Genomic DNA, 24,177 nt, shown 5'->3' with positions numbered 1-24,177 from the left:
AAATAATTTAAACAAATGAAACCAGTCTACAATATTTTTAAAATAATTATAAGCTTTCTGTTTATCACATCGACTTTACAAGCTCAGGTAGATACAAGTTTTGCAAAAAAACAGTTAAGTTATACCGATTTTATAAAACAAGTTAAAGAAAATAATCTTGAATATGCTGCTGAAAAATTTACAGTAAATCTTGCAGAGGCAGAAGTGGAAAATGCTAAGATTATTCCGGATGTGGAATGGACCACGGAGGGTTCCACCAATCAAAAACACATGGGAAACAATTTGGAAACCGGTCTAAATTGGACTGTTGAGTTGGGAGGAAAACGAAAAGCTCGAATTGATCTAGCAAAAAGTCAAGTCAACTTAAATAAATATTTGCTTCAGGATTTTTTAAGGAATTTATATTCTGATGCTTCCTTACAATTTCTTGAATGTATTCTCAATAAAAATATATTGGATGTACAGCTGAATTCCTACAAAACTTTATCTAACCTAGCAGCCTCCGATAGTATCCGTTATAAATTAGGAGATATAACATTAACAGATTCCAAACAAAGTAAATTAGAAGCTCAATTCATGCTTAATGAGGTTTACAAGGCAGAATCGGAATGGAAAAACTCTTTGACTTCCTTAAGTTTAATTATGGGGAAAAAGCAAAAAGACACCTTATATACTGCCTATAGTACTTTTTCCAATTTCAACCGAGATTTTGTATTAGCGGATTTAATTACAACTGCGCAAAATAATCGTGCTGATTTACAAGCCGCCCTACAAACGAAAAATGTTTCTCAAAAAATGTTACAATTAGCTAAAGCCAATCGAGTGATGGACCTCGGAATTAATGCCGGCTTACAATTTAATGGGAAAGCCACCAATGAAGAAGCTCCTTCTCCATATCATACAGGAATTACAGCCGGAGTATCCATCCCCCTACGTTTCTTAAATAATCGGAAAGGAGAAGTACAAACGGCACAATATTCTATCCAAAAAGCAGAAGTAGAATATAAACAAATAGAACTTCAGATAGAAACTGAGGTCACTCAGGCATATCAAAATTATATAAATACTAAAAAGCAAATGCAACAATTTTCCAATGGAATGCTCTCTAATTCTAAAGCTATTCTTGAAGGAAAAATCTATTCTTATAAACGAGGAAATACTTCTCTTCTTGAGGTATTGGATGCACAAAGAACTTATAACGACGTTCAAGAAAATTATTATCAAACTTTATATAGTTATTGTTCTGCACTGGTAAAATTGGAACGTAGTGTAGGGATTTGGGATATATCCTTTTAATTGGTAAAGAAACACATCATCGAAATTGGATTTTATACGGACCTTAGGTAATTTAATTTGTAGAATATATCTTTGTAAAAATTTTTGATTTTTGGTTAAAATAGGAAATATAGAATTACCCGACTTCCCCTTTTTATTGGCCCCAATGGAAGATGTGAGCGATCCACCTTTTCGTCGATTGTGTAAAATGCATGGAGCCGATCTCATGTATTCTGAATTTATTTCTTCAGAAGGTCTTATTCGTGATGCGATAAAAAGTAAGAAAAAACTTGATATTTTCGACTACGAACGACCTATCGGAATACAAATATTCGGTGGGGATGAAGATGCTATGTCCTTATCTTCAAAAATTGTTGAAACGGTACAACCAGATTTGGTTGACATAAATTTCGGCTGTCCGGTAAAAAAGGTTGCCTGTAAGGGTGCTGGTGCTGGAGTCCTTAAAAATATCGATTTAATGGTTCGTTTGACAAGAGCTGTGGTACGAAACACCCATCTTCCCGTAACGGTTAAAACCCGATTAGGATGGGACGAATCTTCTATTAACATCAACGAAGTTGCAGAACGATTACAAGACGAAGGTATACAAGCACTTACGATTCACGCTCGTACGCGTTCTCAGATGTATAAAGGGCATTCTGATTGGTCATACATTGCGCGTGTTAAAAATAACCCGAGAATTAAAATCCCTATATTCGGAAACGGGGATATCAATTCCGCAAGGAAAGCAAAAGAATATAAAGAAACTTATGATGTTGACGGTATAATGATTGGTAGAGCCTCCATCGGAAATCCTTGGATATTCAGTCAAATCAAACACTTTCTAAAGACTGGAGAAGAGTTACCCCCTCCTACTTTAGAACAGAGAATTGAAGCTGCTAAAAATCATGCGATTTGGTCAGTTGAGTGGAAAGGAGAACGTACCGGTCTACTCGAAATGCGACAACATTATTCCAATTATTTTCGCGGAATTCCTAATTTTAAATCTTACAAAACGAAATTACTTTCTGCCATTAGCTTATGTGAATTAGAACAAGTTTTTACAAATATTCTTGAAAATGAGAATGAATAATTTTCTTATATAAATTATTTAATTAAGAAACTCTATAAGTAATTTAGTAATATAGAATTTCTTGATAGACACTTTTTTCTATTTAGTTTAAATTATAGGTATAGTAATTTACAGTATTTATACTGAATTTTTTATCTTTATCCAATCTATTATAAAGCGATCTATTTATGAATCATGAAATTATTTACCTTATTGCTTTACGAATGTGCCCATTAATTGGGGATGCTGCTATAAAAAAACTAATTTCTTATTTTGGAAGCGCGCAAAAAACATGGTTTGCTTCAACAGATGAATTGCTTTCAATATATCATATAGGACAAAAAACAATCCAGCATATTGGGAATAATTCCATTTTAGATGCTGCCCATAAGAACGTTGAATATTGTCTAAAGAATAATATTTGTATTACTCATTTATGGGACGAAACATATCCAATACTTTTAAAAGAATGCTCTGATGCTCCTGTTCTATTATATTACAAAGGAAATATAAATTGGAATTTACCGGCAATAAGCATTGTGGGGACACGAAAGATGACCTCTTATGGTGAAAATTTTACAAAGAGATTAGTAGAATCTTTTCAAAATAAAAAGATTAATATCATCAGTGGATTGGCTTTAGGTATTGATGGTTGTGCTCATAAAATAGCTTATGAACTAAAACTTCCAACGTTGGGAGTTTTAGCTCATGGGCTTTCAATTATTTATCCTCCTCAACATAAAGAATTAGCCAGAAAAATAACAGAAAATGGCGGAATTCTTACTGAGTTTTTACCCAATACAAAGCCTGAAAGGGCTAATTTTATACAACGAAACCGAATTATCGCAGGGCTCTCTTCTGCTACGGTAATAATTGAATCGGGATATGGAGGAGGCGCTATTTCCACTGTTAAATTCGCAAATTCTTATAATAGGGAAATATTTGCATTACCGGGAAAAATAACAGATATAAATAGTCAAGGATGCAATCAGCTTATTCGAAATCTTGAAGCGCAAATCATAACTCGGCCAGAAGACGTATTATCTTTGTATGGAGAAGATAATTTAAAGAATTTGCAACAAGAGTTATGTTTTGATTTTACGGATCAAGAATTACATGTTATTTCTTATCTAAAAGATAAAGGCAAAACTCAAATTGATACTTTATCATTGGAGCTGAATTTACCAACCTTTCAACTCATGCCGATATTATTAAATCTTGAACTTAAAAATATTATTGAAACATTCCCGGGTAAATATTTTAATTTGATTTAATATCTAATTTATTTTTAAATAAAATCAATAATAAAATAAAAAATATCAGATAAGATATATTAAAAGTAGCGGCCTCTAGCCAACTCTTTAAATCCGATGTCGGTAATAATGAGATCAAAGGTTTTTGATATAAAGTAATGAATACCGGAGTTATCAAACCCGCCCATCTCGGTAAAATAGTTTTTTTAAAGAAAACCATAAGAGAATACAATATCCAGCCAATAAATAAAACTATAATCGCAGGCTTCCAAGCTATATAAAATATTTTCATAAACCCAGATGCAGTTTTCAATAAATAAGGATGTGCAACTACATCTGTATGATAAATTGACTTATAAATTTCTCCTACAAAAAAGAAAACGGCATGTCCTAAAGGCATTAACATTACACTTAAGATGAGTACAAAATAGGTTAAATAAAAATACCATGTATTTTTATCTTTACAATATTGAATGGCTAACCAAATTGCCGGTAGAAATAATGAAGCTGTCATTGCTGCTATTAAAGCTCCAGACATCAATCTCTCAGTTGATCCTTGTAACATAAGTATGGAAAATTCTGGATCCACCTTGCCTACATAATCTTTAGTAAATAACGGATAATCGTTTGGATCTACCGTAAAACCTGCAATAAGAATATCCCCCATAACCCAGCATATAGATGCTATAATTGCGGAAATAAAACATAATTTAACTTTAGTTGAATAAGTCATATGTTTAAATTAAAGTTAAACGTATAATTTTTGAGTTAATTTGCGAAAAATTTTCAATTAGTATTTAAATAATTGATTATATATTATGTTATTCATTAAAATGAGCGTTGGGGCTTAAATTAATTTTACAATTTTCTATTTTTATATTATTTATCTTTATAAGAAAATAATTAAAAGAATCTTAATTATTTTTGTTATTTAAATTTGTTTACGCATTGAGCATATAAAATAAGGTCGAATTACCTTTTGTCCATCTTCACTTATTACCTCATCATTATAATCTTTAAATTTTATATCATAAAATCCTGCTTTTTTACCAAATGACTCAATGGTATCTTTTTTATAAAATGTAAAACCTTTTTTTAGAAATGGTATCTTTTCAGCAAATTCCTTATCAATAAAAGTTAAGAAAAGATTACCATCAGGCTTTATCACTCGATGAATCTCTTTGAAAAAATCAATAGGGTTTTCGATAAAATAGATCGTGTTCAGAGATAAACATACATGAAAATAATTATCTTGAAAATCGTATCGAGATTGTCCGTCAATAATTGAAAATGATCTATTTTGTGTATGTTTTAAGGAATTATAAGTAATAGCTTCATTAACCATAGTTTGGGAAATATCTACACCATAATAATAAATATTATTTTCTTTTTTAAACAAATAATCTAAATGTTTTCCATTTCCAAATCCAATCTCTAAAATATAACTTCCTGACTTAAGATTTAGTGAATCAATAGTATTATAAATCATGGACTTATTAGACTTAAACATATTTTCGCCCGTCTCTAACCCTTTTTCTCCATGTGGACAACGAAGCTGATCAGCTAATTCTTCATATTTTAATTCTATTTTCATTATAGTTATAGTTTATTTTTTACAATTTGTTTATATATATTCTCAATTAATTGAAAATAAATCCTTTTTTGAGCTATAACAAAATCTATTATTTTGTTTTATTTATACATATAAGACTATTAATAATTAAGAATGGTTCTAAATAATTTTTATTTTTGTAAATATATAAACATACTCAACAGAGTAGGGATGTAAAACGGAGTAAATTATCCGTAAAAGGGATAATTACAATAAACTTACAACAATGGCTTTTAGATTATATAATGACAAAGGGATTGAATTTTTTATTGAAAATGATATTTTCAATACATCGACTAATTCAGATAAAGTTACACATCAAGTCATTTTCTTTATCAATCCACTAATAGGTAAAGGTTTCTTTAAAAAAATATTTATTAATGGAATACAAGTTGTATACGGCACTGGAACTTTAGCAGAAAAAACACTTTTTTGCTTTGATAACGATGAAGAATCGATTCATATGTTTTTCTTACTAAAAGGTAAAAGTACTACTTTTTCCGATAAATTGACCTTTAATGTGGGTTTTGAGGCTAATCAACATAACTTAATATACACAAACCATATTAGCGGAAAAATACAATGGGAAAGCAATGATTTTCAGCTATGCGAAATAAATTTTAACCGTGAAATTTTTGAACGTTTTGTTCCCGAGGAAGAATTATTCGCTAATTTCAAAACTTCAATAGACGAAGGAAAGTCAGGAGCTTTTAGTGTACATAATTTTTTCATCAAACCTCAAATGTTTCAACTCATTCAAGATATCATTGAGTGTGAAAGAAAAGGAGTTTATAAAAAAATGTTTTTGGAATCCAAAATTATTGAACTTCTACTATTGCAGTTGGAACAAATCTCTTCGTACGAAAACCATGCTCCTTCTATAAAGAAAAAAGACATTGAAAAGATGTATGCCGTTAAAGAGATAATTATAAAAAACCTCAACAAAAATATTTCACTTGTTGAATTAGCCCATCAAGTAGGTACTAACGAATTTATGTTAAAAAAAAATTTTAAAAAATTATTTGGAACTACTGTATTTAGTTTTTGGAATGACGCAAAAATGGAACAAGCAAAATCAATGTTAATAAAGCAAGATATGAATATTAAAGAAATATCTGATTTAATCGGATATAAAAATCAAAGACATTTTGCCTCTGCATTTAAAAGAAAGTTCGGAATTTCTCCCAGTCAGTTAAAAAATAATACACGATATTTTTAACCAAATATAATATTTGAAATCAAATAGTATTATTTTAAGTTCATAAAATATCTTATTTAGTTAAAGTATACTACCTTTCTTTTAGATTGACAATAAAATATTTTAAACCTAAATCGAACAGTATAAAAAATCTCAAAATAAAAATTAACACTTCATTATTAATATCTGGAATAATCTAGTGATAAGGAATGTTTTTTGAAATGAATTTAGAAAAAGGTCATTAAAACCTTATCAACTATAATTACCAAACTGCAACTTATCAACAGAAAAATATAAAATAGATAAATAATGAAAACAAAATGGACAACAGATCCCGCACATTCTGAGATCTTCTTTAAAGTTAAACATATGGTAATTTCAACTGTTACTGGGGAATTTACAAAGTTTCAAGGATCCGTAGAATCAGAAAATGATGATTTTACGAATGCAAAATTTGATTTTTCTATCGATACTGATTCTATAAATACTAAGATTAGTGATAGAGATTCTCATCTAAAATCTGAAGCTTTTTTTAATACTTCACATTACCCTAAAATTACTTTTAAAAGCGATTCGGGAATAAAGAATAATTCCATTACAGGTATTCTTACCATAAAAGAAGTTAGCAAAGAAATTACGTTGGATGCAGATTTTGGCGGGATTGTCAAGGATCCATGGAATAATAGACGCGCCGGATTTGAGTTTAGTGGAAAACTGAATCGCAAAGACTTCGGTTTAAATTGGAGTCAAGTGACAGAGGCCGGAGGCTTAGTAGTCAGTAATGAAGTCAGATTACTTATAAATCTTGAATTTATAGCACAATAAACATTTTTTAGAAACAGATTGATTTTATAGAATCAATCTGTTTTTACTTACTAATATGATTATCCAATATTTCTTTATCATAATTAGATTATATCCAGTAAGCATTTAAATTCTAAAAAAAGATATAATTGATATTTCAATCGTTTATAAACATTTTTAAACTACCATAAACTAATCATGTTTTATGTATTTTTGTATTTAGGTAAATGTAAAAATGAAAATAGAAGAACTTATTAAAGAGAAAATTCTTATTTTAGATGGCGCCATGGGTACCATGATTCAATTATATAAATTGAAAGAAGAGGATTATAGAGGCAATAGGTTTATTAGCTGGAATAGAGATTTGAAGGGAAATAATGATCTATTATCAATTACTCAGCCTGAAATTATAAAAAAAATTCATTTGGAATATTTTGAGGCTGGAGCAGACATCATTGAAACAAATACATTTAATTCAAATCGGATATCTATGGCTGATTATGAAATGCAAGATTTTGTCCAAGAACTCAATCATGCTTCGGTTCAAGTAGCAAAAGAGGCTCGAGATGAATTTTGGAAAAAAAATGGTAAAAAGCCTTTATATATCGCAGGATCCATAGGTCCAACTTCAAAAACAGCTTCTATCTCTCCAGATGTTAATGATCCTGCCTATCGTGAAGTCGATTTTGATTATCTAGCCGAGATATATAAAGAACAAGCAACCTCATTAATTAATTCGGGTGCTGACCTACTATTAGTCGAAACCATTTTTGATACTTTGAATGCAAAAGCAGCATTTTTTGGTATTGAAGAAGCTTTTGATGAAACCGGTAAAAACCTCCCTTTGATGGCCTCAGGCACTATAACTGATGCTGCCGGAAGAACCTTATCGGGACAAACCACAGAAGCATTTCTTGTTTCTCTCTCACATTTACCCCTCTTATCTATCGGATTAAATTGCGCATTGGGAGCTGAACAATTATTACAATATTTAGAAATATTGGCTAAGAATGCTCCTTTTTACATCAGTGCATATCCCAACGCTGGATTACCTAACCCTTTAGGTGGATATGATGAAACTCCTCAAATGATGGCAGACAAGGTAAAATTATACTTAGAAAATCAATTGGTTAATATTTTAGGCGGATGTTGTGGCACTACTCCTGCACATATAAAACTATTCAGTGAACTAGCTGCTAATTATACTCCAAGACAAATTCCATCACTTATTTGACATAATCTTAATTGTAAAATATCTTACTTTTAACAATTACAAATATAAAAAGGGAGTTAAAGCATTAAATCTTTAACTCCTTAACATAAATATTGATAAATTATTCTCTATGTAAATTTATTTTACTTCAATTTGTTTAGGTGCAATTTCGGTTTGTTCTTTTTTGGGTAAAACCAATTTTAATACTCCGTCTTTATAGGAAGCATGTATTTTAGTTGCATCTATATTACTGTCATCTAAAGTAAAACTACGCTTAAAACTTGATTGGAAATACTCTGTCCTATGAGACTTTTTATTGTGTGTTTCAGTTTTTTTATCATAGCTGATAGTCAATAATCCTTTTTCTAGATTTACTTTAAAATCATCTTTTTTTAATCCTGGAGCATATAAATCTACCTCAAAATTTTCTTTATCTTCAGAAATATTTACTGGAGGAAATTTTAATTCTGCTCTATTCCATGCCGGAGCATTAGAAAAAAAATCATCTAATAAGTTTCCAAAACTCTTGCTGTTACTTTTAATTAAATCTGCCATAACTTTTTTTAATTTTTTAAGATTTATAATGAATGATTTTCAAATTACAGACCAAAAAATATAAAAAGCCATAATTAATTTATTGACAAGGATTTAAATCTAATATATTATTTTTTAAAATGACATTTTGTCATTAAAATCAATGATTATACAATAAATTAGGTAATTTTGTCGTTATAATTATATTAATTAAAATATTATTATATTTTATTTCATTTATAATACCTCTATGATTTTAGTATATTTACAATCTAATTTATTTTTTAATTTCTAGTTCAAATATTATTCATGGAAACCCTACATTATTTAATTGATTTCATTCTTCACATAAATATACACTTAAACGAATTAATGCGCAATTACGGCAATTGGGTATATGTGATTCTTTTCTTAATTATATTTTGCGAAACCGGCTTGGTGATTACCCCTTTTTTGCCGGGAGACTCATTATTATTTTCGGCGGGCGCTTTGGCTGCAGCTAGTGATGAATTTAGCATTTACTTATTAGCATTATTATTTGTTGTCGGTGCTATTGTCGGAGATACGGTTAATTTTGAAATTGGAAAATATTTTGGACATAAGCTTTTTAGCAATCCTAATTCCAAGATATTTAAGCAAAGTTATCTCCAAAAAACTCACAAATTTTATGAAAAACACGGAGGCAAAACTATTATTCTTGCAAGGTTTGTTCCTATTGTAAGAACATTTGCCCCTTTTGTTGCCGGAATGGGACGTATGAGCTATAAATATTTTATTTTCTACAATATTATCGGAGGCATTTTATGGGTATTTATTTTCTTATTCCTTGGATATTTTGTTGGTAACATCGAATGGGTAAAAAATAACCTACCTCTTTTAATGGTCTTAATAATCATCGTTTCCATTTTCCCTGGAATTTTTGAAATTTTAAGAAACAAATTGGTAAACAAAAAGGATAAATAAACTCATATATATTAAATTAAGAGTTTTTAATTAAAATTAAATTTTAATATATTTGTTTGTTTTTTATCCATTATTGGATAATTTGACGATAAAAATTTACAAAAACTCTTAAATTTTCATGAATATATCACGTTTTTTAAATTCCCTTCCTTTTATCTTATTTACATTAACAGGTATACTGTATCTGATTGGTTATCTTTTTGGAATAATTCCTGAAGCATTATTATTCGCTTGTCGTTGGTTATTTAACATTTCAATAATTATTTATGCTTTTAAAAAGAGAAATTTAACGATATGGATTTTTGTAGCTCTAATATTAGGTGCTTGTATAGGACATGATTTTCCCGCTATCAGCGGAAAATTAGACATATTAAGTAAAATATTTTTAAAATTAATAAAAACAATCATTGCTCCCCTTATATTTGCAACTCTTGTACATGGAATAGCAGGTCACTCAGATTTAAAGCAGGTAGGACGAATGGGCTGGAAATCTTTAGTTTACTTTGAAATCGTTACTACTTTTGCACTCTTTATAGGTTTAGCAGCCATTAATATTACACAAGCCGGTGTTGGCACGAAGAAAATAGATGTTATCCACGAAAAATTACCGGAAACTTCCTCCCAAAGTTGGGAAGATATTATTCTACATATTTTCCCTGAAAATGTAGCAAAATCGGTAGCTGAAGGACAGGTTTTACAAATTGTAGTTTTTAGTATTATTTTTGGAATTGCCCTAGCAATGGTTAGTGAAAAAAAGCGATCCTTTATGGTAAATTTCACAGATAGTCTGGCCGATACTATGTTCAAATTTACCAACATAATTATGTATTTTGCTCCATTCGGTGTATTTGGTGCTATGGCTTATACCATTTCCCATATGGGATTGGATGCTTTAATACCTCTTGTAAAACTTTTATTGACTTTATATGGAGCTTTAATTGTATTTATACTTATCGTATTCTTACCCATAGCTTTACTTATAAAATTGCCTATTAAAAGATTTATTCAAGAAATTAAAGATGTAGCTTTTTTAGCTTTTTCAACGGCTAGTTCCGAAGCTGCCTTACCCAAAGCAATGATCGCAATGGAAAGGTTGGGTGTTCCAAGAAAAATAATCGCTTTTGTAATGCCCACAGGATATAGTTTTAATCTAGATGGAACTACATTATATTTGTCTTTAGCCATTATATTTGTAGCGCAGGCAACTGGTGTTCATGTATCTTTTACTACCCAATTAATTATGGTACTTACTTTAATAATAACAAGTAAAGGAGTTGCCGGAGTACCACGTGCGTCTTTAGTTATCTTAATGGGCACAGCAACCACTTTCAATTTACAAGAATGGCCTATATTAATGATATTGGGAATAGATACTTTAATGGATATGGCTCGTGCGACAGTAAATGTTATTGGAAATTGTTTAGCTTCTGTAGTTATTGCTAAATGGGAAGGCGAATTTGATCCTAATACGGTAGAACAAAATCTTTTAGAAGAAAACAAAATACAAAACATCTAAATATTAGATTATTGATTAGTTTACAGATTCATATTAATACAATTAGACATATAAAATAAAGAAAATCAGTTTTTTTATATGAATAAAAACTGATTTTTCTTCTCATTGGACTTATTTTTTTATGAGGCTACTTAAAGTAATTAATGCTTCTTTAAAATTTAAAACAATTTTATATTACCTTAAATTTATGCTTGTTTTAAAAAAATTAATTATAAAGCGTAGATCAAAATAATCCCTTTAAAATTTTATTATTAGTTCTGAGATTTTCTCATTTTGAAAATTTAATTAAAAACAATACATGAGCTGTTTTTAATCAAATTTAATTAATATTAGCTTAAATAGATATCTAAAATATTAATTTTTTTGCATAGCTAATAATTACCATACAATTATATAAAGTTTTACTTATTACATATAAGGCATAAAAGCATTTATAACTATAGGCGGTATATCCAATAATTTATAATCTTTAGGAGAAACAAATATCAATTGTTGTTTTCCCTTTCCTAATAAATTTCCTGCAGAATCATAAACCTGATGTTCTAACGTTGCAATCTTACGATTATATTCTGAAACACGTATCTTAACACTAATCCTCTCAAATTCACGAGTTTCGGTAATATATTTATGCTCAAAAGACCGAGTCAATATCAAAAAGGTGGTATCTTTTAAATTAAAATCAGGCAATACATAATTAAAAAATAATTCTCTGGTCTTTCCTACCCATAAAGCATACACACCAAAATATACATTTCCCACGGAATTTGTATCAGAATAGGTTGCCATAAATGTATGCACAAACCATTTATCTTCAAAATGACTTCCTGTGCTTACCTCCAGCGTTTTTCCATTGATTGCCGTTTGTGTAGCTTTAGATAAATTTTTTAATACAGGTATTTCAGATGCTGCATCAATAACCTCTTCAACTTTTTCTTTTACAACTCTTAATAAATCAGTATTTAAAACTAACCAAAAAACATAAACAATTGGTAATATCGATCCTAAAATCATCAGCGATGCCATTTGCATAAAATATCCTCCTGCAAAAACTACTAAGGAAAGCGCTCCAATTGAAAAGAGCTTAACTTGTGGAAGCGAATGTTGTGAATTAGGAACAAAACATCTAGCTATACCCAAGGATGCATAGGCTACAAAAAAAGTCGCATAAAATACCATAAAATATTCCAGCTCGACATTAGCTAACACAGAAAATATGGTTATCAATCCTACCAAGATATAAGTAGGAATAGGTGAACCAGGAATTCCATTGGGAATCATTGACAAGACCGGACTAGTACTATTTTTAGAAATTTCTTTTAGAAACCATTGGGTTGATACATAGCCACTATCTAATGTTGTTAAAACTGCTAACATAATAAATAAATAATACGATAAGGGAACCCATTCAGGAAGTATGGATTGGAAATATATCATATAATCAACAATTAATTCATGACCATATCTTATTCCCCCTAACCCAACAGATGCCATATCCGAATGAAACCATTCACTATTAAAAACTAAACTTGCCAACAAACCGTGAAAAATAAGAAATAGAAAAAAAATAACGGAACCGAAAAAGTATCCGCTGCAAATATTACATCCTTCTTTTCTCATTTGTATCGCTCGGTGCCATTGTTGTAAATCAAGCCAAGGCCCTACAAAAAAACCTACCAGAATTGCAACCATGTATCCTAAAAAAATCGGTTTTCTAGTTTCTTCTTTGATCCATGCACTGTAGCTATAGACCTCTTTAGGCTGTAAATAAACCAGTAAAGAAACAATAATAACCAGTATGATTGAGCCAACAAATAAATGCCAATATTTTATAGATTTAATTGAAAATTCCTCGCCTATTAAACATGCAGCAGATATAACGAGGGAAACTACCAGCAACAGCGAAAAGATTTGTAATATATTCCCTTCATTTTCCCATCCCGGCCAATAAGAAACTAATAAGGGTATAAATAAATATTTTACTGTAGCAAATACTGTTAAAGTGAGAGCCAATAATTGATACAGATATAAACTGAGACGGAAAGGTTTAGACCATTTTTTAAAAAATCGCTCTAAAGATTCTTGTCCTTTATCTCGACAGGCGATCTTTTGAGTTCCGTAACCAAATAAAAATAGTCCAATTGAATTAAGAAAAGCAAAACTAAATAACCCAGTTAACCCGAATAAATAGGTTACTTGTACGGAAAAAAATAATCCTAATCCCCACAACCACGAAAGAGCAACTGAATTACCCCAAAAAAAAGTATTTAGAATTCTAGATTTCATTTATTTTCAATTTAAAGCCCAAGTTATAAATTTCATCTTTATAAAATATAAACTTTTCAAAAATAATGCATAAAAATTTTATTCTATTCTCATTATTCTTAAGAATACACTAGAAGATGTACATACAATTAATTTGTTTTTTTATAACTTAATATCGCAACTGAATTTAATACAATAGCAAAAATTATTATTACAAATAATTGATGTGATATATCAGCTAAGGTACTTCCTTTCATATAAACTAATCTTATTACTTCTATAAAATAACGTACAGGATTAAACATGGTAACAATTTGTGCCCATCTGGGCATGCTGCTGATAGGGGTATATATTCCCCCTAATAGAAAAAATATAATTATAATAAAAAATAATACAAACATCGCTTGTTGTTGCGTAGATGAATAATTAGATATGATCAATCCTAATCCTGTAAACGCAATGAGATAAAAAAAGCAAAAAATGTATATAATGTATATATGTCCAGAAGGAACTAGTCCATAAATAAGCCAGGCTATAGTCATCCCTAGAGTAAGTATGAACATTCCCATTCCCCAAAAAGGTATCAACTTTCCTATTATAAAAATGTACTTTGGAATAGGTGTAACATTGATTTGTTCAATTGTTCCAGCTTCTTTTTCTTTAACAATATTCAACGAAGAAAGAGCTCCGCCTATGATACTAAGCAACATAACCAAAATCCCCGGAACCATAAAATTACGATAATTCATTTCAATATTATACATATAATAAGGTTTAATAATGATCTTCCCCGAACTTTGAAACTGATTTTTCAAATCAAGATTATATGCTGCTAAAATTTGTCCTAAGTAAGAAGAACCCAGCCCCGCTTTCTGTCCATTTATGGCGTTTACAGATAGCATTACTTCGGCAGCTTTTTCCCTTATAAAAGTATTTTCAAAATCATGAGGAATTTCCAAAATCAAATCTGCCTGATTTCTCTCCACAATTTTCAAAGCCTCGGAATAGGAAGTGGAATAATCTGCTAATTTAAAATATCCGGAGGAGATCACTTTTTGTATCAATTTTCGAGAAGCAGTACTATGATCATTATCTATTACGCTTAATAATATATTTTTCTGCTCAAAGGTAGCCGCCCAAGGCAATATAAGTAATTGAAAAACAGGCATAAATAACACCATTCTTAATATAGTTTTATTCCTGAATATTTGAAGAAATTCTTTTTCCAATAAAAATTTTAACGCTCTCATAACCTGTTTTTAAACATTTTAACACTTATTACCAACAAAAAAAGGGTCATCCCAATAAGAATCAGACATTCCTTCCAGATAGCAAAAAATCCAAGTCCTTTTATCATTACATCCTTAACGGCAGTTATAAACCAAGTTGCAGGTAAAATGGTTGAGATAACTCTAAGCGGTAAAGGCATATTTTCTACCGGAAAAATAAGTCCTGAAAGTAATAAGGTAGGCAGCATCAATCCCATTGCTGAAATTAACATGGCCGCTTGTTGAGTTTCCGTAATAGAAGAGATCAATAGTCCCAGAGATAAAGTTGAAAGAATAAAAATTGTACATAAAAAAATTAGTAATACTAAATTTCCGGCAATTGGTACTTCTAAAATTGTTACAGATATGATTAATATAGAAAATACATCTATTAAAGATACTATAAAATAAGGAACCACTTTAGCTAACACAATACTGATAGGCTTTACCGGAGAGACAAGCAATATTTCCATCGTGCCTTGTTCTTTTTCTTTAACTATGGAAATAGAGGTCATCATACAACAAATAAGCATAAGTACCAGTCCCATAATTCCAGGCACAAAATTATATGCACTTTCCAACTGAGGATTATATAGCATTTTTACTTGGCTTTTAATTATATATGATCCTGAACCTAATTTATTCATTTGTTGATTTTGATAGTCCCCTATGATTTGTTGCAAATAACTAACAACGGTAGATGCTTCATTTGGATCAGATGCATCTACTATAAGTTGTACCTCACTAACTCCCTGATGATATAAATCTTTATCAAATCCTTGAGGAATTACTACGGCCAGTTTGGCTTTTCCTAAACGGAAGAATTGTTCTACCTCTTCTAATTTATTAAGGTAGCCGGTAAGATCAAAATATTTACTAGCATTTAATCGTTCAATTAATTGCCTTGATTCAATTGTTTTAGAATCATCTAAAACGATAAAAGAAGTATTTTTAATTTCAGTCGTTATCGCAAAGCCAAAAATCATAAGTAGAGCTATAGGCATTATTAAAAGCATAAGCATAGTTCGGAAATCACGTGTAATATGAAAGATTTCTTTTTTTATAAAGCTAAAAAATTGATTCATGCCTTTTACTATTATATTCCTTTTTATTACAATTATTTATTCCCTTTTTGCTCCCCTTGCTAGTAATTGAAAAACTTCATCCATCGTATCAACTTGATATTTTTGACGAAGACCTGAGGGGGTATCCAAAGCCACTATTTTACTGTTAACCATAATTGAAACCCGATTGCAATATTCTGCCTCGTCCATATAATGAGTAGTTACAAAAATAGTTATGCCATTTGTAGAAGCCTGATATATCATTTCCCAAAATGTCCTTCGGGCTATAGGGTCTACCCCACCGGTAGGCTCATCTAAAAAAACGATTTCTGGTGAATGAAAAGTGGATACTGCGAATGAAACTTTTTGTTTAATTCCTAAAGGCAACGATTTAACTAAGGTATCTCGTTCTGCTTCTAATGTAAGTTCACGTAAAGACACTTCGGTTTTTAGCTTTATATCTTTCGAACTCATACCGTAAATTCCACCAAACACACGCATATTTTCTTTTATAGTAAGATCTTCATATAATGAAAACTTCTGACTCATATATCCTATATTCTTCTTTATTTTATCAGCATCTTTATAAATATCATATCCTGCCACTTTTCCCTCCCCCGAAGTAGGACTCAACAAACCGCACAACATCTTAATGGCTGTTGTTTTTCCTGCTCCGTTAGCCCCTAAAAACCCAAAAATTTCACCTTTAGAAACTTCAAAACTGATATGATTAACCGCTGTAAAATCTCCAAATTTTTTAGTTAATTCTTTCGTTACTATTGACTTCATTCTTTTTCATTAAATAAATAAAACAATCTTCAATTCCCGGCTGTATTTCTTTAATTTCAGCACCGGCTATTTCTGTCATTTCTTTTTTGAACGTTACATGTAAATATTCACCGAATATATAACAGCTGTTAATTTCTTTTTGATTACGCAAATGCAAAAGAAGCTTATAATTATTCTCTGATCTCACAGCGTATAGCTTAAAAGGATATTCATTAGTAATTTGTATAGGAGTATTTACAGAAAGTATCTTACCTCCCTGAATTAATGCAATTTTATCACATAAACTGGCCTCATCCATATATGGTGTAGAAACCATAATCGTGATATTTTGTTCTTTAAGTCGAGTCAGCATATCCCAAAATTCTTTACGTGAAACCGGATCTACTCCTGTAGTTGGCTCATCTAAAAATAAAACTGAAGGCTTATGGATTAACGCACAACATAAAGCAAGTTTTTGCTTCATTCCTCCGGAAAGTTTACCTGCTCTTCTTTTCTTAAATGGTTCTATTTGAATATAAATATCTTTAATTAAATCATAGTTCTCATCTACAGTAGTATTAAAAACCTGAGCAAAAAAATTGAGATTTTCTTCAATAGTTAGATCTTGATACAGAGAAAATTTACCCGGCATATAGCCAACAATTTCGCGTATTCTTGAAAAATCTTTTTTAACATCAAATCCCTCCACTGTTGCTTCTCCCCTATCTGCTACTAATAAGGTAGTCAATATTCTGAATAGCGTCGTTTTTCCTGCTCCATCCGGCCCAATCAAACCAAATAGCTCTCCTTTATTTATTTGGATGGAAATATCTTGTAAAGCTTTTACCGGAACTTTTCCCGTATAAGTCTTTGAAATATTTTGTATTGAAATAGTATTCATTATCTTTTGCTAAAAAAGATTTTGTAATTATTCTTCCCTAAATTTTGAAGCTGATATTAATTTTATCTAAAATCCACATCTCCATACATACCAATCTTAATCAGTCCATCTGTATTGGTAACAGCAATCTTTACTGCGTACACCAAATTTTGACGTTCATCTTTTGTCTGAATAGTTTTCGGAGTAAATTCTGCTTTATCGGATATCCATGTTATAGTTCCCGGATATGACTTTTGTTTATCTTCAGTAATATTTATAAAAACAGTTACCTTTTCACCAATCTTTACTTTTTCTAATTGCTCAGAAACTATATAGGCACGTAAAAACAAATTTTTTGTATCAGCGATTTTGTAAAGTGCTTTTCCTTGAGTCACTACTTCCTTCTCTTCCACATATTTATTCAATACAGTTCCCTGAATCGGATTTATGATTTTGCATTTTCTTAATTGGTCTTCTATTTGCGATACTTGAACATTATTTGTATTACTTTCTTCATCCAGTCCGTTTACTGAAGTTGAAAGCGTATTGACTTGAGCATTTAAAGATTTTTTAAGAACTTCAATCTGAGAATTAGCATCATCAAGTTCTTTTTGGGTTGCCGCATTATCTGCCAACAATCTTTGGATTCTCCTTCTTTCAAATTCGGCTTTAGCAATTTGCTCTTTAATAGAGGATACTTGAACAGAGATATCAGGCTTTTTTACCTGAATTGCTTTATTTGTAGCAAGAAGCTGTCTCTTCTTCAAATACAGCTGAATACTGTCAATATAGCCCACATATTGTCCTTTAGTTAATATATCTCCTTCTATAATTTGAAATGATTCCAATTTCCCATTGGCTTCTGATGAAACAATTACTTCGGTAGATTCGAATGTCCCAGATGCATCATGCTCAAATTTATTTCGATTACAGGAAAACATAATCATAAATGTTCCTATGGCTAATATTATAGACTGTTTCATATTTCTAATTTCCTTGTGTATATTTATAATTATAGATACTTTGTAAAAATTGCATTTCATGTAAAGATTGTGTTACACGTGCTTTATTTTCAGCATTGATATCTTGTATCAGATCGTTCATTTGATAAATACCATTTTTATATTTACTTTCTCCTGCTATTTTTACGCGATTCCTCAGCTGAATAATTTCTTTATCTTTAACCATAAGCATTTTATATTTAACTATTTCATTTTGAATTTGCGTTAATTGCACATTTGTATTAAATAAAAAGGTTTCTTTTTGCGTTTCTAACGAATTCATTTCATTCCTTATCAATCTATATTCATTTTTTTTAGTATATAAATTACCGATATTCCAACTTAATCGCACTCCTCCTACCGCATAAGTCCTAAAATCCGAATTCAGCATATTCAACCCCGGTCTTCCAAAACCTCCTTGGGCGAAAAGTGAAAATTTAGGCATATTTTTAGCTTTAATAGTGCTTTCTTGAGATTCATATAACAAATTCTGCTTCTCATACATTTTAAGCTCCGGACGATTAATTTCTTCGCTAAAATCTATATTGTTATCAGGAAGAATAAGCTTTGCCTTTTCACTTATTTCTTCATGAATAAATAAAGAAAGCATTTTTATATAAGCTATTCGTAGAGTTGTTAATTCAATCCTTTTTTGATCGGTATTTAATAATTCGACTCTAATTAAATCCTGATCGGAAACCATGGCTACTCCATTTTTCAACATTGCACTCACTAGTTCGTAATTGGTTTGTAAATCAGAAGTTAATACATCAAGCTGTTTTAATTGCTCATCAATAGTAAGAATTCCAAAATACAATTGGTTAATTTTATCTCTTATTGAATATAAGTTCACTTCAAGTTTTTGTTTTTCGAAATCTGAGTTTGCTTGCGTAATTTTACTCTGCGATCTTGTAGCTCCGCCATCCCATATTAATTGTGATACCTCTAGTGTTATCTTATACTGATCCTTATTCATTTCAGGAATATGTATTCCCGGAATTTTTACTGGAATTTTAGTTACTTCGGACTGATATGAAGCCTGCCCTCCCAATGAAACCTGAGGCAAATAATTCTTAGCCAAGTTATCTAAATTATAATCTTTAGCCAACGATATTAAATCATATTGTCGTATTAATGGGTAATTATCCTTTGCTTTTCTCTGACATTCCTCAAGACTTATTTCCTGAATTTGAGAAAACAATAGACATGGAAATAAGCAGATTTGCAATAAGATGTGTATTTTTGTTTTCATAAACTCATTATTATTCTAGCTTTAACATTGATTTTAACCATATTGGTACTAATATTTTCCGCTCTTCTATGAAATGTTCATATTTTTTTTCATCCATTTTATTAAAATATTTCAAACTTGGACGTCCTATTATTGGAAAAATGGATAGGGAAATCAAATTCATAAAAAAATGTAGAGCAGTAAAGTTTAATTTTTCTTTAGCTATTTGTTCATTTATTTGTTCAAACATATAACTGTCTTTTATAAATCCCGTTGGAATTTTAATTTTATCGTATAGAAATTGTGGATTTACCTGTAATTCACTAAACAAAAAAATGGGTAATTCAGGATTTTTAGATAGTCCTTCTATATATCTACACACAGCTGCATCAATCTTCTCAGATAAATTTGTATCATTATTATTAATTATATTATCTATATAAGAAAACATTTCTTGGATACATTCTTTCATTACTATTTCAAATAAATTTTCTTTACTTCTATAATAATAATTTAATAGAGCTAGATTTATATTGGCTTCTTTTGCTATATCTCGAGTTCGCGTCATACCAAAACCTTTTTTTATAAAAACACGCTTTGCTGCTTCCTTAATTTTTTGCTCTGTAGATATATCTTTTACCATATATTAATTTTTCATTTCCAAAATTATCAATTAACTTATTGCAATTGTATTGCATTTTTTATACCACCAACAAATTTTAAAATAAATATATTTAATTTTTTGATTTAATCAAATGTTTAATTTATTTTTCATTTCTCTAGATGTATTTATAGAAATTATTTTTTTATGTTCTTAATATGCCTATTTCAAATTTTGAAATGATAAAACAACATTAAAAAAAATAAGAATATTAAAAAAAATAAATTATTATTACAATAAATTATTATATTCAATTATCAAATCGATATATTATTGAAAAAAAATATCGATTTAGATAAAATTTCACTATAAATAACAGAGATATAAGAATATAAACTTATAAAATCTAAATTTTGTTAGTTCATACTATTTAATGTAAATTTGCATGTCAAATTGTAAAGGATGAAAGAATTTAGTAAAGAAGTATACCTCAAGTGGTTTGAGGATATGACTATGTGGAGAAGATTTGAAGACAAAGCTCGTTCTCTATATTTAAAAGATAAAATCAGAGGTTTTTTGCATTTATATAATGGTCAGGAAGCTATTGCAGCAGGTTTTACACATGCAATGGATATCGCAAAAGACAAGATCATTACCTCTTATCGTTGTCATGCTCACGCATTAGCTATGGGATTAGATCCTAAAGTAGCTATGTCAGAATTATGCGGTAAAGCCACTGGTTCCTCTCAGGGTTTGGGTGGATCTATGCACCTATTTAGTCGTGAACACAATGTGTATGGTGGTCACGGAATAGTAGGTGGTCATATTCCATTAGGTGCCGGTATAGCTTTTGCCGACAAGTATTTTGAACGTGATGGAGTAACTATTTGCTACATGGGTGACGGTGCAGTAAGACAAGGCACCCTACATGAAACTTTCAATATGGCTATGAACTGGAAATTACCAGTTGTATTTGTTTGTGAAAACAACCAATACGCAATGGGTACTTCAGTTGAAAGAACCACCAACAATTTAGATATTTATCAATTAGGTTTAGGATATGAAATGCCTTGCGCTCCGGTAGATGGAATGAACCCTGAAACCGTTGCTGAAGCAGCATTTGAAGCTATAGAAAGGGCTAGAAGAGGTGACGGTCCTACTTTCCTTGAAGCAAGAACTTATCGTTTTAGAGGACACTCCATGTCTGATGCAGAACCTTATAGAACAAAAGAAGAAGTTGAAGAGCACAAAAAAGAAGATCCTATTCTTCTTGTTAAACATAAAATCTTGTCTAATAATTGGGCTAGCATGGAAGAATTAGACCAAATAGATAAAAGAATTAAGGATGAAATGAACGAAGTAGGTAAGTTTGCAGAAGATGCTCCTTATGCAAGTGATGACGTATTATATAAATATATCTATTCAGAACCAAATTATCCTTTTTTAGATAAATTAGAAAACCAATAAAAACACGAATCAAAACCAAATTATGGCTGAAGTTATAAAAATGCCCCGTCTAAGTGATACTATGACTGAGGGTAAAGTATCAAAATGGAATCTTAATGTAGGAGATCCTGTAAAAGAAGGAGATATCTTAGCAGAAATAGAAACAGATAAAGCGGTTCAGGATTTTGATTATGACGGTGATGATGGTATTCTCCTATACCAAGGAGTAAAAGAAGGTGATGCAGCACCGGTAGAATCGTTATTAGCTATCGTTGGGAAAGCTGGAGAGGACATTAGCTCATTAATCGGAGGAGCTGCAAATACTAATACTTCAAATTCCGAATCTACTATAGCTAGTGAAACTACCAATACTAATCCAACCCCTTCATCTTCCGCTTCAGTAGAAATTCCTAAAGACGTGGAAATCATTAAAGTTCCAAGACTTAGTGATACTATGACAGAAGGTAAAGTTTCTAAATGGAACGTAAACGTAGGAGATAGTATAAAAGAAGGAGACATCATTGCAGAAATAGAAACAGACAAAGCAGTTCAGGATTTTGAATATGATGGAAACGGAGGTGTTTTACTATATCAAGGAGTAAAAGAAGGTGACTCTGCTCCTATTGAATCTTTATTAGCTATTGTGGGTCCTGCAGGGACCGACGTTAGCGGTATTATTGCTGGAGGTGGTTCAGCCTCTGCTTCAGCTCCGAAACCGACATCTGCTGAATCTGCTGTGGTTGCCAATAATGAGAAAAAAGCATCTTCTGAAACTAATACGATTTCATCTAATGGTAAAATATTCGCTTCTCCTCTAGCAAAAAAAATAGCAAATGAAAAAGGAATAAGTTTGGAGCAGGTAAAAGGAAGTGGAGATAATGGAAGAATTATTCGAAAAGACGTTGAAAATTTTGTTCCATCTGCTAATACTAATGTAAGTCCTGCTACATCTTCTTCATCCAAACCGTCAACGGTAGTTCCGCAAATAACACCAGGTGTGGATAGTGAAACCCCCAATTCATCCATGAGAAATGCTATTGCTAAAAGCCTTAGTCATAGCCTATTTACAGCCCCTCATTACAACCTTGTATTTGAGATCAACATGGATAATGCAATAGAAGCAAGAAAAGCTATTAACAGTCTTCCTGATACCAAAGTCTCTTTTAATGACATTGTGATTAAAGCTGTTGCTATATCTTTAAGAAAACATCCACAAATTAATAGTACATGGTCTGATACAAAAATCATCCATCGTGGAAATATTAATATAGGTGTTGCTGTTGCTGTTGAAGACGGATTAGTTGTTCCAGTAATTAAAAATACAGATTACTTATCTCTAACTCAAATATCATCTGCAGTTAAAGATTTAGCCGGAAGAGCTAGAGATAAAAAATTAAAAGCTAATGAAATGGATGGATCTACTTTCACAATTTCCAATCTTGGAATGTTCGGAGTAGAATCTTTCAATTCGATTATAAATCAACCGAACTCTTGTATTTTATCCGTTGGAGCTATTATTCAAAAACCAGTAGTTAAAAACGGTCAAATTGTAGTAGGTAATGTAATGCAAATATCATTAGCATGTGACCATCGAGTAGTAGATGGTGCTACGGGAGCGCAATTTTTACAAACACTTAAATTGTATCTTGAAAATCCAGTATCCTTATTGGCATAATGATATTAAAATATAAAAAAACACTCAGTTCTTTTATGAATTGAGTGTTTTTTTTTACCTTTATTGACCTATACCTAACTTATTTACAAGCACTATGTCAATATCTAATTATACTTTTACGATGATAAAGCCCGATGCTATTTCAAAAGGCTTAACGAGTACAATTTTAAAAGATATCACTGATGCCGGATTTATTATAACGGCACTTAAACTTACTTCTCTTACTAAAACGGAAGCTGAAAAATTTTATTCAATACATCAAGATAAGCCTTTTTTTGATGATTTAGTAAGTTTTATGACTTCCGGACCTATTGTTGCTGCCATTTTAAAAAAGGAAAATGCTGTTGAAGATTTTAGAAGGTTACTAGGTGCTACCAATCCTGAAAAAGCTGAAGAAGGTACACTTCGAAAAAAATATGCAGAAAGCATGCAACGAAATGCTATTCATGGTTCTGATAGCGATGAAAATGCAATTATCGAAGCTCACTTTCATTTTGCAGAGAAAGAAATTTATTCTTTCTTATAAAAATACTACCACTTA

At 30.6% G+C, this 24,177-nt stretch carries 22 protein-coding genes; 11 read left to right on the top strand and 11 right to left on the bottom strand.

All coding sequences use genetic code 11. From position 1 onward, the window contains the following. Positions 1-15: 15 nt before the first annotated feature. The 3 genes from M3Z80_RS01080 to dprA all read left to right on the top strand — a co-directional run bounded on the left by M3Z80_RS01080 (position 16) and on the right by dprA (position 3,621). Positions 16-1,296 carry a TolC family protein gene (locus M3Z80_RS01080; protein WP_293916712.1) on the top strand — a complete coding sequence of 427 codons (1,281 nt, stop codon included), beginning with the start codon at positions 16-18 and terminating at the stop codon, positions 1,294-1,296. Between the two features lie 91 nt (positions 1,297-1,387). Further along, positions 1,388-2,368 (top strand): tRNA dihydrouridine synthase DusB, encoded by a 981-nt coding sequence (dusB, locus tag M3Z80_RS01075; protein WP_293916709.1) that lies wholly within the window; start codon positions 1,388-1,390, stop codon positions 2,366-2,368. A 167-nt stretch (positions 2,369-2,535) separates the two neighbouring features. Continuing rightward, a complete protein-coding gene (dprA, locus tag M3Z80_RS01070; RefSeq protein ID WP_293916706.1) occupies positions 2,536-3,621 on the top strand; it encodes a DNA-processing protein DprA in 1,086 nt (361 codons plus the stop codon). On the opposite strand, the gene M3Z80_RS01065 is transcribed toward dprA, so the two are convergent. Together M3Z80_RS01065 and M3Z80_RS01060 are read right to left on the bottom strand one after the other, a co-directional pair. Continuing rightward, the gene (locus tag M3Z80_RS01065; RefSeq protein WP_293916704.1) at positions 3,608-4,333 is read right to left on the bottom strand and encodes a DUF6796 family protein; all 726 of its coding nucleotides are present in this window, start codon (positions 4,331-4,333) and stop codon (positions 3,608-3,610) included. The two genes, dprA and M3Z80_RS01065, sit on opposite strands and share 14 nt — an antisense overlap. Positions 4,334-4,531: 198 nt before the next feature. Beyond that, positions 4,532-5,194, bottom strand: a complete 663-nt coding sequence (locus tag M3Z80_RS01060; RefSeq protein ID WP_293916702.1) for a class I SAM-dependent methyltransferase — start codon at positions 5,192-5,194, stop codon at positions 4,532-4,534. Positions 5,195-5,438: 244 nt separating this feature from the next. Between M3Z80_RS01060 and M3Z80_RS01055 the strand changes: the two genes are divergently transcribed. From M3Z80_RS01055 to M3Z80_RS01045, 3 genes are all read left to right on the top strand, one after another. After that, complete coding sequence (locus M3Z80_RS01055; protein WP_293916700.1) at positions 5,439-6,431, top strand: helix-turn-helix transcriptional regulator; 993 nt, start codon at positions 5,439-5,441, stop codon at positions 6,429-6,431. Between the two features lie 288 nt (positions 6,432-6,719). After that, positions 6,720-7,235, top strand: coding sequence for a YceI family protein (locus tag M3Z80_RS01050; RefSeq protein WP_293916698.1), 516 nt, complete (start codon positions 6,720-6,722; stop codon positions 7,233-7,235). Positions 7,236-7,449: 214 nt separating this feature from the next. Further along, the gene (locus M3Z80_RS01045) at positions 7,450-8,448 is read left to right on the top strand and encodes a homocysteine S-methyltransferase family protein (protein ID WP_293916695.1); all 999 of its coding nucleotides are present in this window, start codon (positions 7,450-7,452) and stop codon (positions 8,446-8,448) included. A gap of 117 nt (positions 8,449-8,565) precedes the next feature. On the opposite strand, the gene M3Z80_RS01040 is transcribed toward M3Z80_RS01045, so the two are convergent. Beyond that, complete coding sequence (locus M3Z80_RS01040; RefSeq protein WP_293916693.1) at positions 8,566-8,982, bottom strand: Hsp20/alpha crystallin family protein; 417 nt, start codon at positions 8,980-8,982, stop codon at positions 8,566-8,568. 288 nt (positions 8,983-9,270) lie between these two features. Here M3Z80_RS01040 and M3Z80_RS01035 point away from each other — a divergent pair, with 288 nt between their 5' ends. Continuing rightward, positions 9,271-9,924 carry a DedA family protein gene (locus M3Z80_RS01035; protein WP_293916691.1) on the top strand — a complete coding sequence of 218 codons (654 nt, stop codon included), beginning with the start codon at positions 9,271-9,273 and terminating at the stop codon, positions 9,922-9,924. Positions 9,925-10,042: 118 nt separating this feature from the next. Continuing rightward, positions 10,043-11,440, top strand: coding sequence for a dicarboxylate/amino acid:cation symporter (locus M3Z80_RS01030; protein ID WP_293916689.1), 1,398 nt, complete (start codon positions 10,043-10,045; stop codon positions 11,438-11,440). A 408-nt stretch (positions 11,441-11,848) separates the two neighbouring features. On the opposite strand, the gene M3Z80_RS01025 is transcribed toward M3Z80_RS01030, so the two are convergent. The 8 genes from M3Z80_RS01025 to M3Z80_RS00990 form a co-directional block, all read right to left on the bottom strand. Further along, entirely contained in the window at positions 11,849-13,723 is a 1,875-nt protein-coding gene (locus M3Z80_RS01025) for an acyl-CoA thioesterase (protein WP_293916688.1), read from the bottom strand. A gap of 128 nt (positions 13,724-13,851) precedes the next feature. Beyond that, positions 13,852-14,952: an ABC transporter permease gene (locus M3Z80_RS01020; protein WP_293916686.1), complete on the bottom strand. Its 1,101-nt coding sequence runs from the start codon at positions 14,950-14,952 to the stop codon at positions 13,852-13,854. Next, positions 14,949-16,055, bottom strand: a complete 1,107-nt coding sequence (locus M3Z80_RS01015; RefSeq protein ID WP_293916684.1) for an ABC transporter permease — start codon at positions 16,053-16,055, stop codon at positions 14,949-14,951. The genes M3Z80_RS01020 and M3Z80_RS01015 overlap by 4 nt, the downstream gene beginning before the upstream one ends. A gap of 36 nt (positions 16,056-16,091) precedes the next feature. Next, complete coding sequence (locus M3Z80_RS01010; RefSeq protein ID WP_293916682.1) at positions 16,092-16,823, bottom strand: ABC transporter ATP-binding protein; 732 nt, start codon at positions 16,821-16,823, stop codon at positions 16,092-16,094. After that, positions 16,792-17,703, bottom strand: a complete 912-nt coding sequence (locus M3Z80_RS01005) for an ABC transporter ATP-binding protein (RefSeq protein WP_293916680.1) — start codon at positions 17,701-17,703, stop codon at positions 16,792-16,794. Before M3Z80_RS01005 ends, M3Z80_RS01010 begins: the two co-directional genes overlap by 32 nt. A gap of 62 nt (positions 17,704-17,765) precedes the next feature. Beyond that, the gene (locus tag M3Z80_RS01000) at positions 17,766-18,665 is read right to left on the bottom strand and encodes an HlyD family secretion protein (protein ID WP_293916679.1); all 900 of its coding nucleotides are present in this window, start codon (positions 18,663-18,665) and stop codon (positions 17,766-17,768) included. A gap of 4 nt (positions 18,666-18,669) precedes the next feature. After that, a complete protein-coding gene (locus M3Z80_RS00995) occupies positions 18,670-19,935 on the bottom strand; it encodes a TolC family protein (protein WP_293916678.1) in 1,266 nt (421 codons plus the stop codon). Positions 19,936-19,945: 10 nt separating this feature from the next. Further along, positions 19,946-20,557 (bottom strand): TetR/AcrR family transcriptional regulator, encoded by a 612-nt coding sequence (locus tag M3Z80_RS00990; protein WP_293916675.1) that lies wholly within the window; start codon positions 20,555-20,557, stop codon positions 19,946-19,948. A 420-nt stretch (positions 20,558-20,977) separates the two neighbouring features. Between M3Z80_RS00990 and pdhA the strand changes: the two genes are divergently transcribed. From pdhA to M3Z80_RS00975, 3 genes are all read left to right on the top strand, one after another. Next, positions 20,978-21,982 (top strand): pyruvate dehydrogenase (acetyl-transferring) E1 component subunit alpha, encoded by a 1,005-nt coding sequence (gene pdhA, locus M3Z80_RS00985; RefSeq protein WP_293916674.1) that lies wholly within the window; start codon positions 20,978-20,980, stop codon positions 21,980-21,982. 22 nt (positions 21,983-22,004) lie between these two features. Continuing rightward, entirely contained in the window at positions 22,005-23,636 is a 1,632-nt protein-coding gene (locus tag M3Z80_RS00980) for a 2-oxo acid dehydrogenase subunit E2 (RefSeq protein ID WP_293916671.1), read from the top strand. Positions 23,637-23,730: 94 nt separating this feature from the next. Then, positions 23,731-24,162, top strand: coding sequence for a nucleoside-diphosphate kinase (locus tag M3Z80_RS00975; RefSeq protein WP_293916669.1), 432 nt, complete (start codon positions 23,731-23,733; stop codon positions 24,160-24,162). Positions 24,163-24,177 lie beyond the last annotated feature (15 nt).

The organism is Apibacter sp., from assembly GCF_025291155.1.
Taxonomy (GTDB): Bacteria; Bacteroidota; Bacteroidia; order Flavobacteriales; family Weeksellaceae; genus Apibacter.
This window is presented reverse-complemented; position numbering and strand designations above follow the sequence as displayed.

What these genes read in the sequence shown, in the direction of transcription:
- M3Z80_RS00990 (WP_293916675.1), bottom strand. Translation starts at nt 20,557, where the DNA reads ATGGTAAAAGATATATCTACAGAGCAAAAAATTAAGGAAGCAGCAAAG.
- M3Z80_RS01035 (WP_293916691.1), top strand. Translation starts at nt 9,271, where the DNA reads ATGGAAACCCTACATTATTTAATTGATTTCATTCTTCACATAAATATA.
- M3Z80_RS00995 (WP_293916678.1), bottom strand. Translation starts at nt 19,935, where the DNA reads ATGAAAACAAAAATACACATCTTATTGCAAATCTGCTTATTTCCATGT.
- M3Z80_RS01010 (WP_293916682.1), bottom strand. Translation starts at nt 16,823, where the DNA reads ATGAAGTCAATAGTAACGAAAGAATTAACTAAAAAATTTGGAGATTTT.
- M3Z80_RS01030 (WP_293916689.1), top strand. Translation starts at nt 10,043, where the DNA reads ATGAATATATCACGTTTTTTAAATTCCCTTCCTTTTATCTTATTTACA.
- M3Z80_RS01005 (WP_293916680.1), bottom strand. Translation starts at nt 17,703, where the DNA reads ATGAATACTATTTCAATACAAAATATTTCAAAGACTTATACGGGAAAA.
- M3Z80_RS01020 (WP_293916686.1), bottom strand. Translation starts at nt 14,952, where the DNA reads ATGAGAGCGTTAAAATTTTTATTGGAAAAAGAATTTCTTCAAATATTC.
- M3Z80_RS00975 (WP_293916669.1), top strand. Translation starts at nt 23,731, where the DNA reads ATGTCAATATCTAATTATACTTTTACGATGATAAAGCCCGATGCTATT.
- M3Z80_RS00980 (WP_293916671.1), top strand. Translation starts at nt 22,005, where the DNA reads ATGGCTGAAGTTATAAAAATGCCCCGTCTAAGTGATACTATGACTGAG.
- M3Z80_RS01040 (WP_293916693.1), bottom strand. Translation starts at nt 8,982, where the DNA reads ATGGCAGATTTAATTAAAAGTAACAGCAAGAGTTTTGGAAACTTATTA.
- M3Z80_RS01000 (WP_293916679.1), bottom strand. Translation starts at nt 18,665, where the DNA reads ATGAAACAGTCTATAATATTAGCCATAGGAACATTTATGATTATGTTT.
- M3Z80_RS01055 (WP_293916700.1), top strand. Translation starts at nt 5,439, where the DNA reads ATGGCTTTTAGATTATATAATGACAAAGGGATTGAATTTTTTATTGAA.
- M3Z80_RS01025 (WP_293916688.1), bottom strand. Translation starts at nt 13,723, where the DNA reads ATGAAATCTAGAATTCTAAATACTTTTTTTTGGGGTAATTCAGTTGCT.
- M3Z80_RS01060 (WP_293916702.1), bottom strand. Translation starts at nt 5,194, where the DNA reads ATGAAAATAGAATTAAAATATGAAGAATTAGCTGATCAGCTTCGTTGT.
- M3Z80_RS01065 (WP_293916704.1), bottom strand. Translation starts at nt 4,333, where the DNA reads ATGACTTATTCAACTAAAGTTAAATTATGTTTTATTTCCGCAATTATA.
- M3Z80_RS01015 (WP_293916684.1), bottom strand. Translation starts at nt 16,055, where the DNA reads ATGAATCAATTTTTTAGCTTTATAAAAAAAGAAATCTTTCATATTACA.
- M3Z80_RS01080 (WP_293916712.1), top strand. Translation starts at nt 16, where the DNA reads ATGAAACCAGTCTACAATATTTTTAAAATAATTATAAGCTTTCTGTTT.
- M3Z80_RS01045 (WP_293916695.1), top strand. Translation starts at nt 7,450, where the DNA reads ATGAAAATAGAAGAACTTATTAAAGAGAAAATTCTTATTTTAGATGGC.
- pdhA (WP_293916674.1), top strand. Translation starts at nt 20,978, where the DNA reads ATGAAAGAATTTAGTAAAGAAGTATACCTCAAGTGGTTTGAGGATATG.
- M3Z80_RS01050 (WP_293916698.1), top strand. Translation starts at nt 6,720, where the DNA reads ATGAAAACAAAATGGACAACAGATCCCGCACATTCTGAGATCTTCTTT.
- dprA (WP_293916706.1), top strand. Translation starts at nt 2,536, where the DNA reads ATGAATCATGAAATTATTTACCTTATTGCTTTACGAATGTGCCCATTA.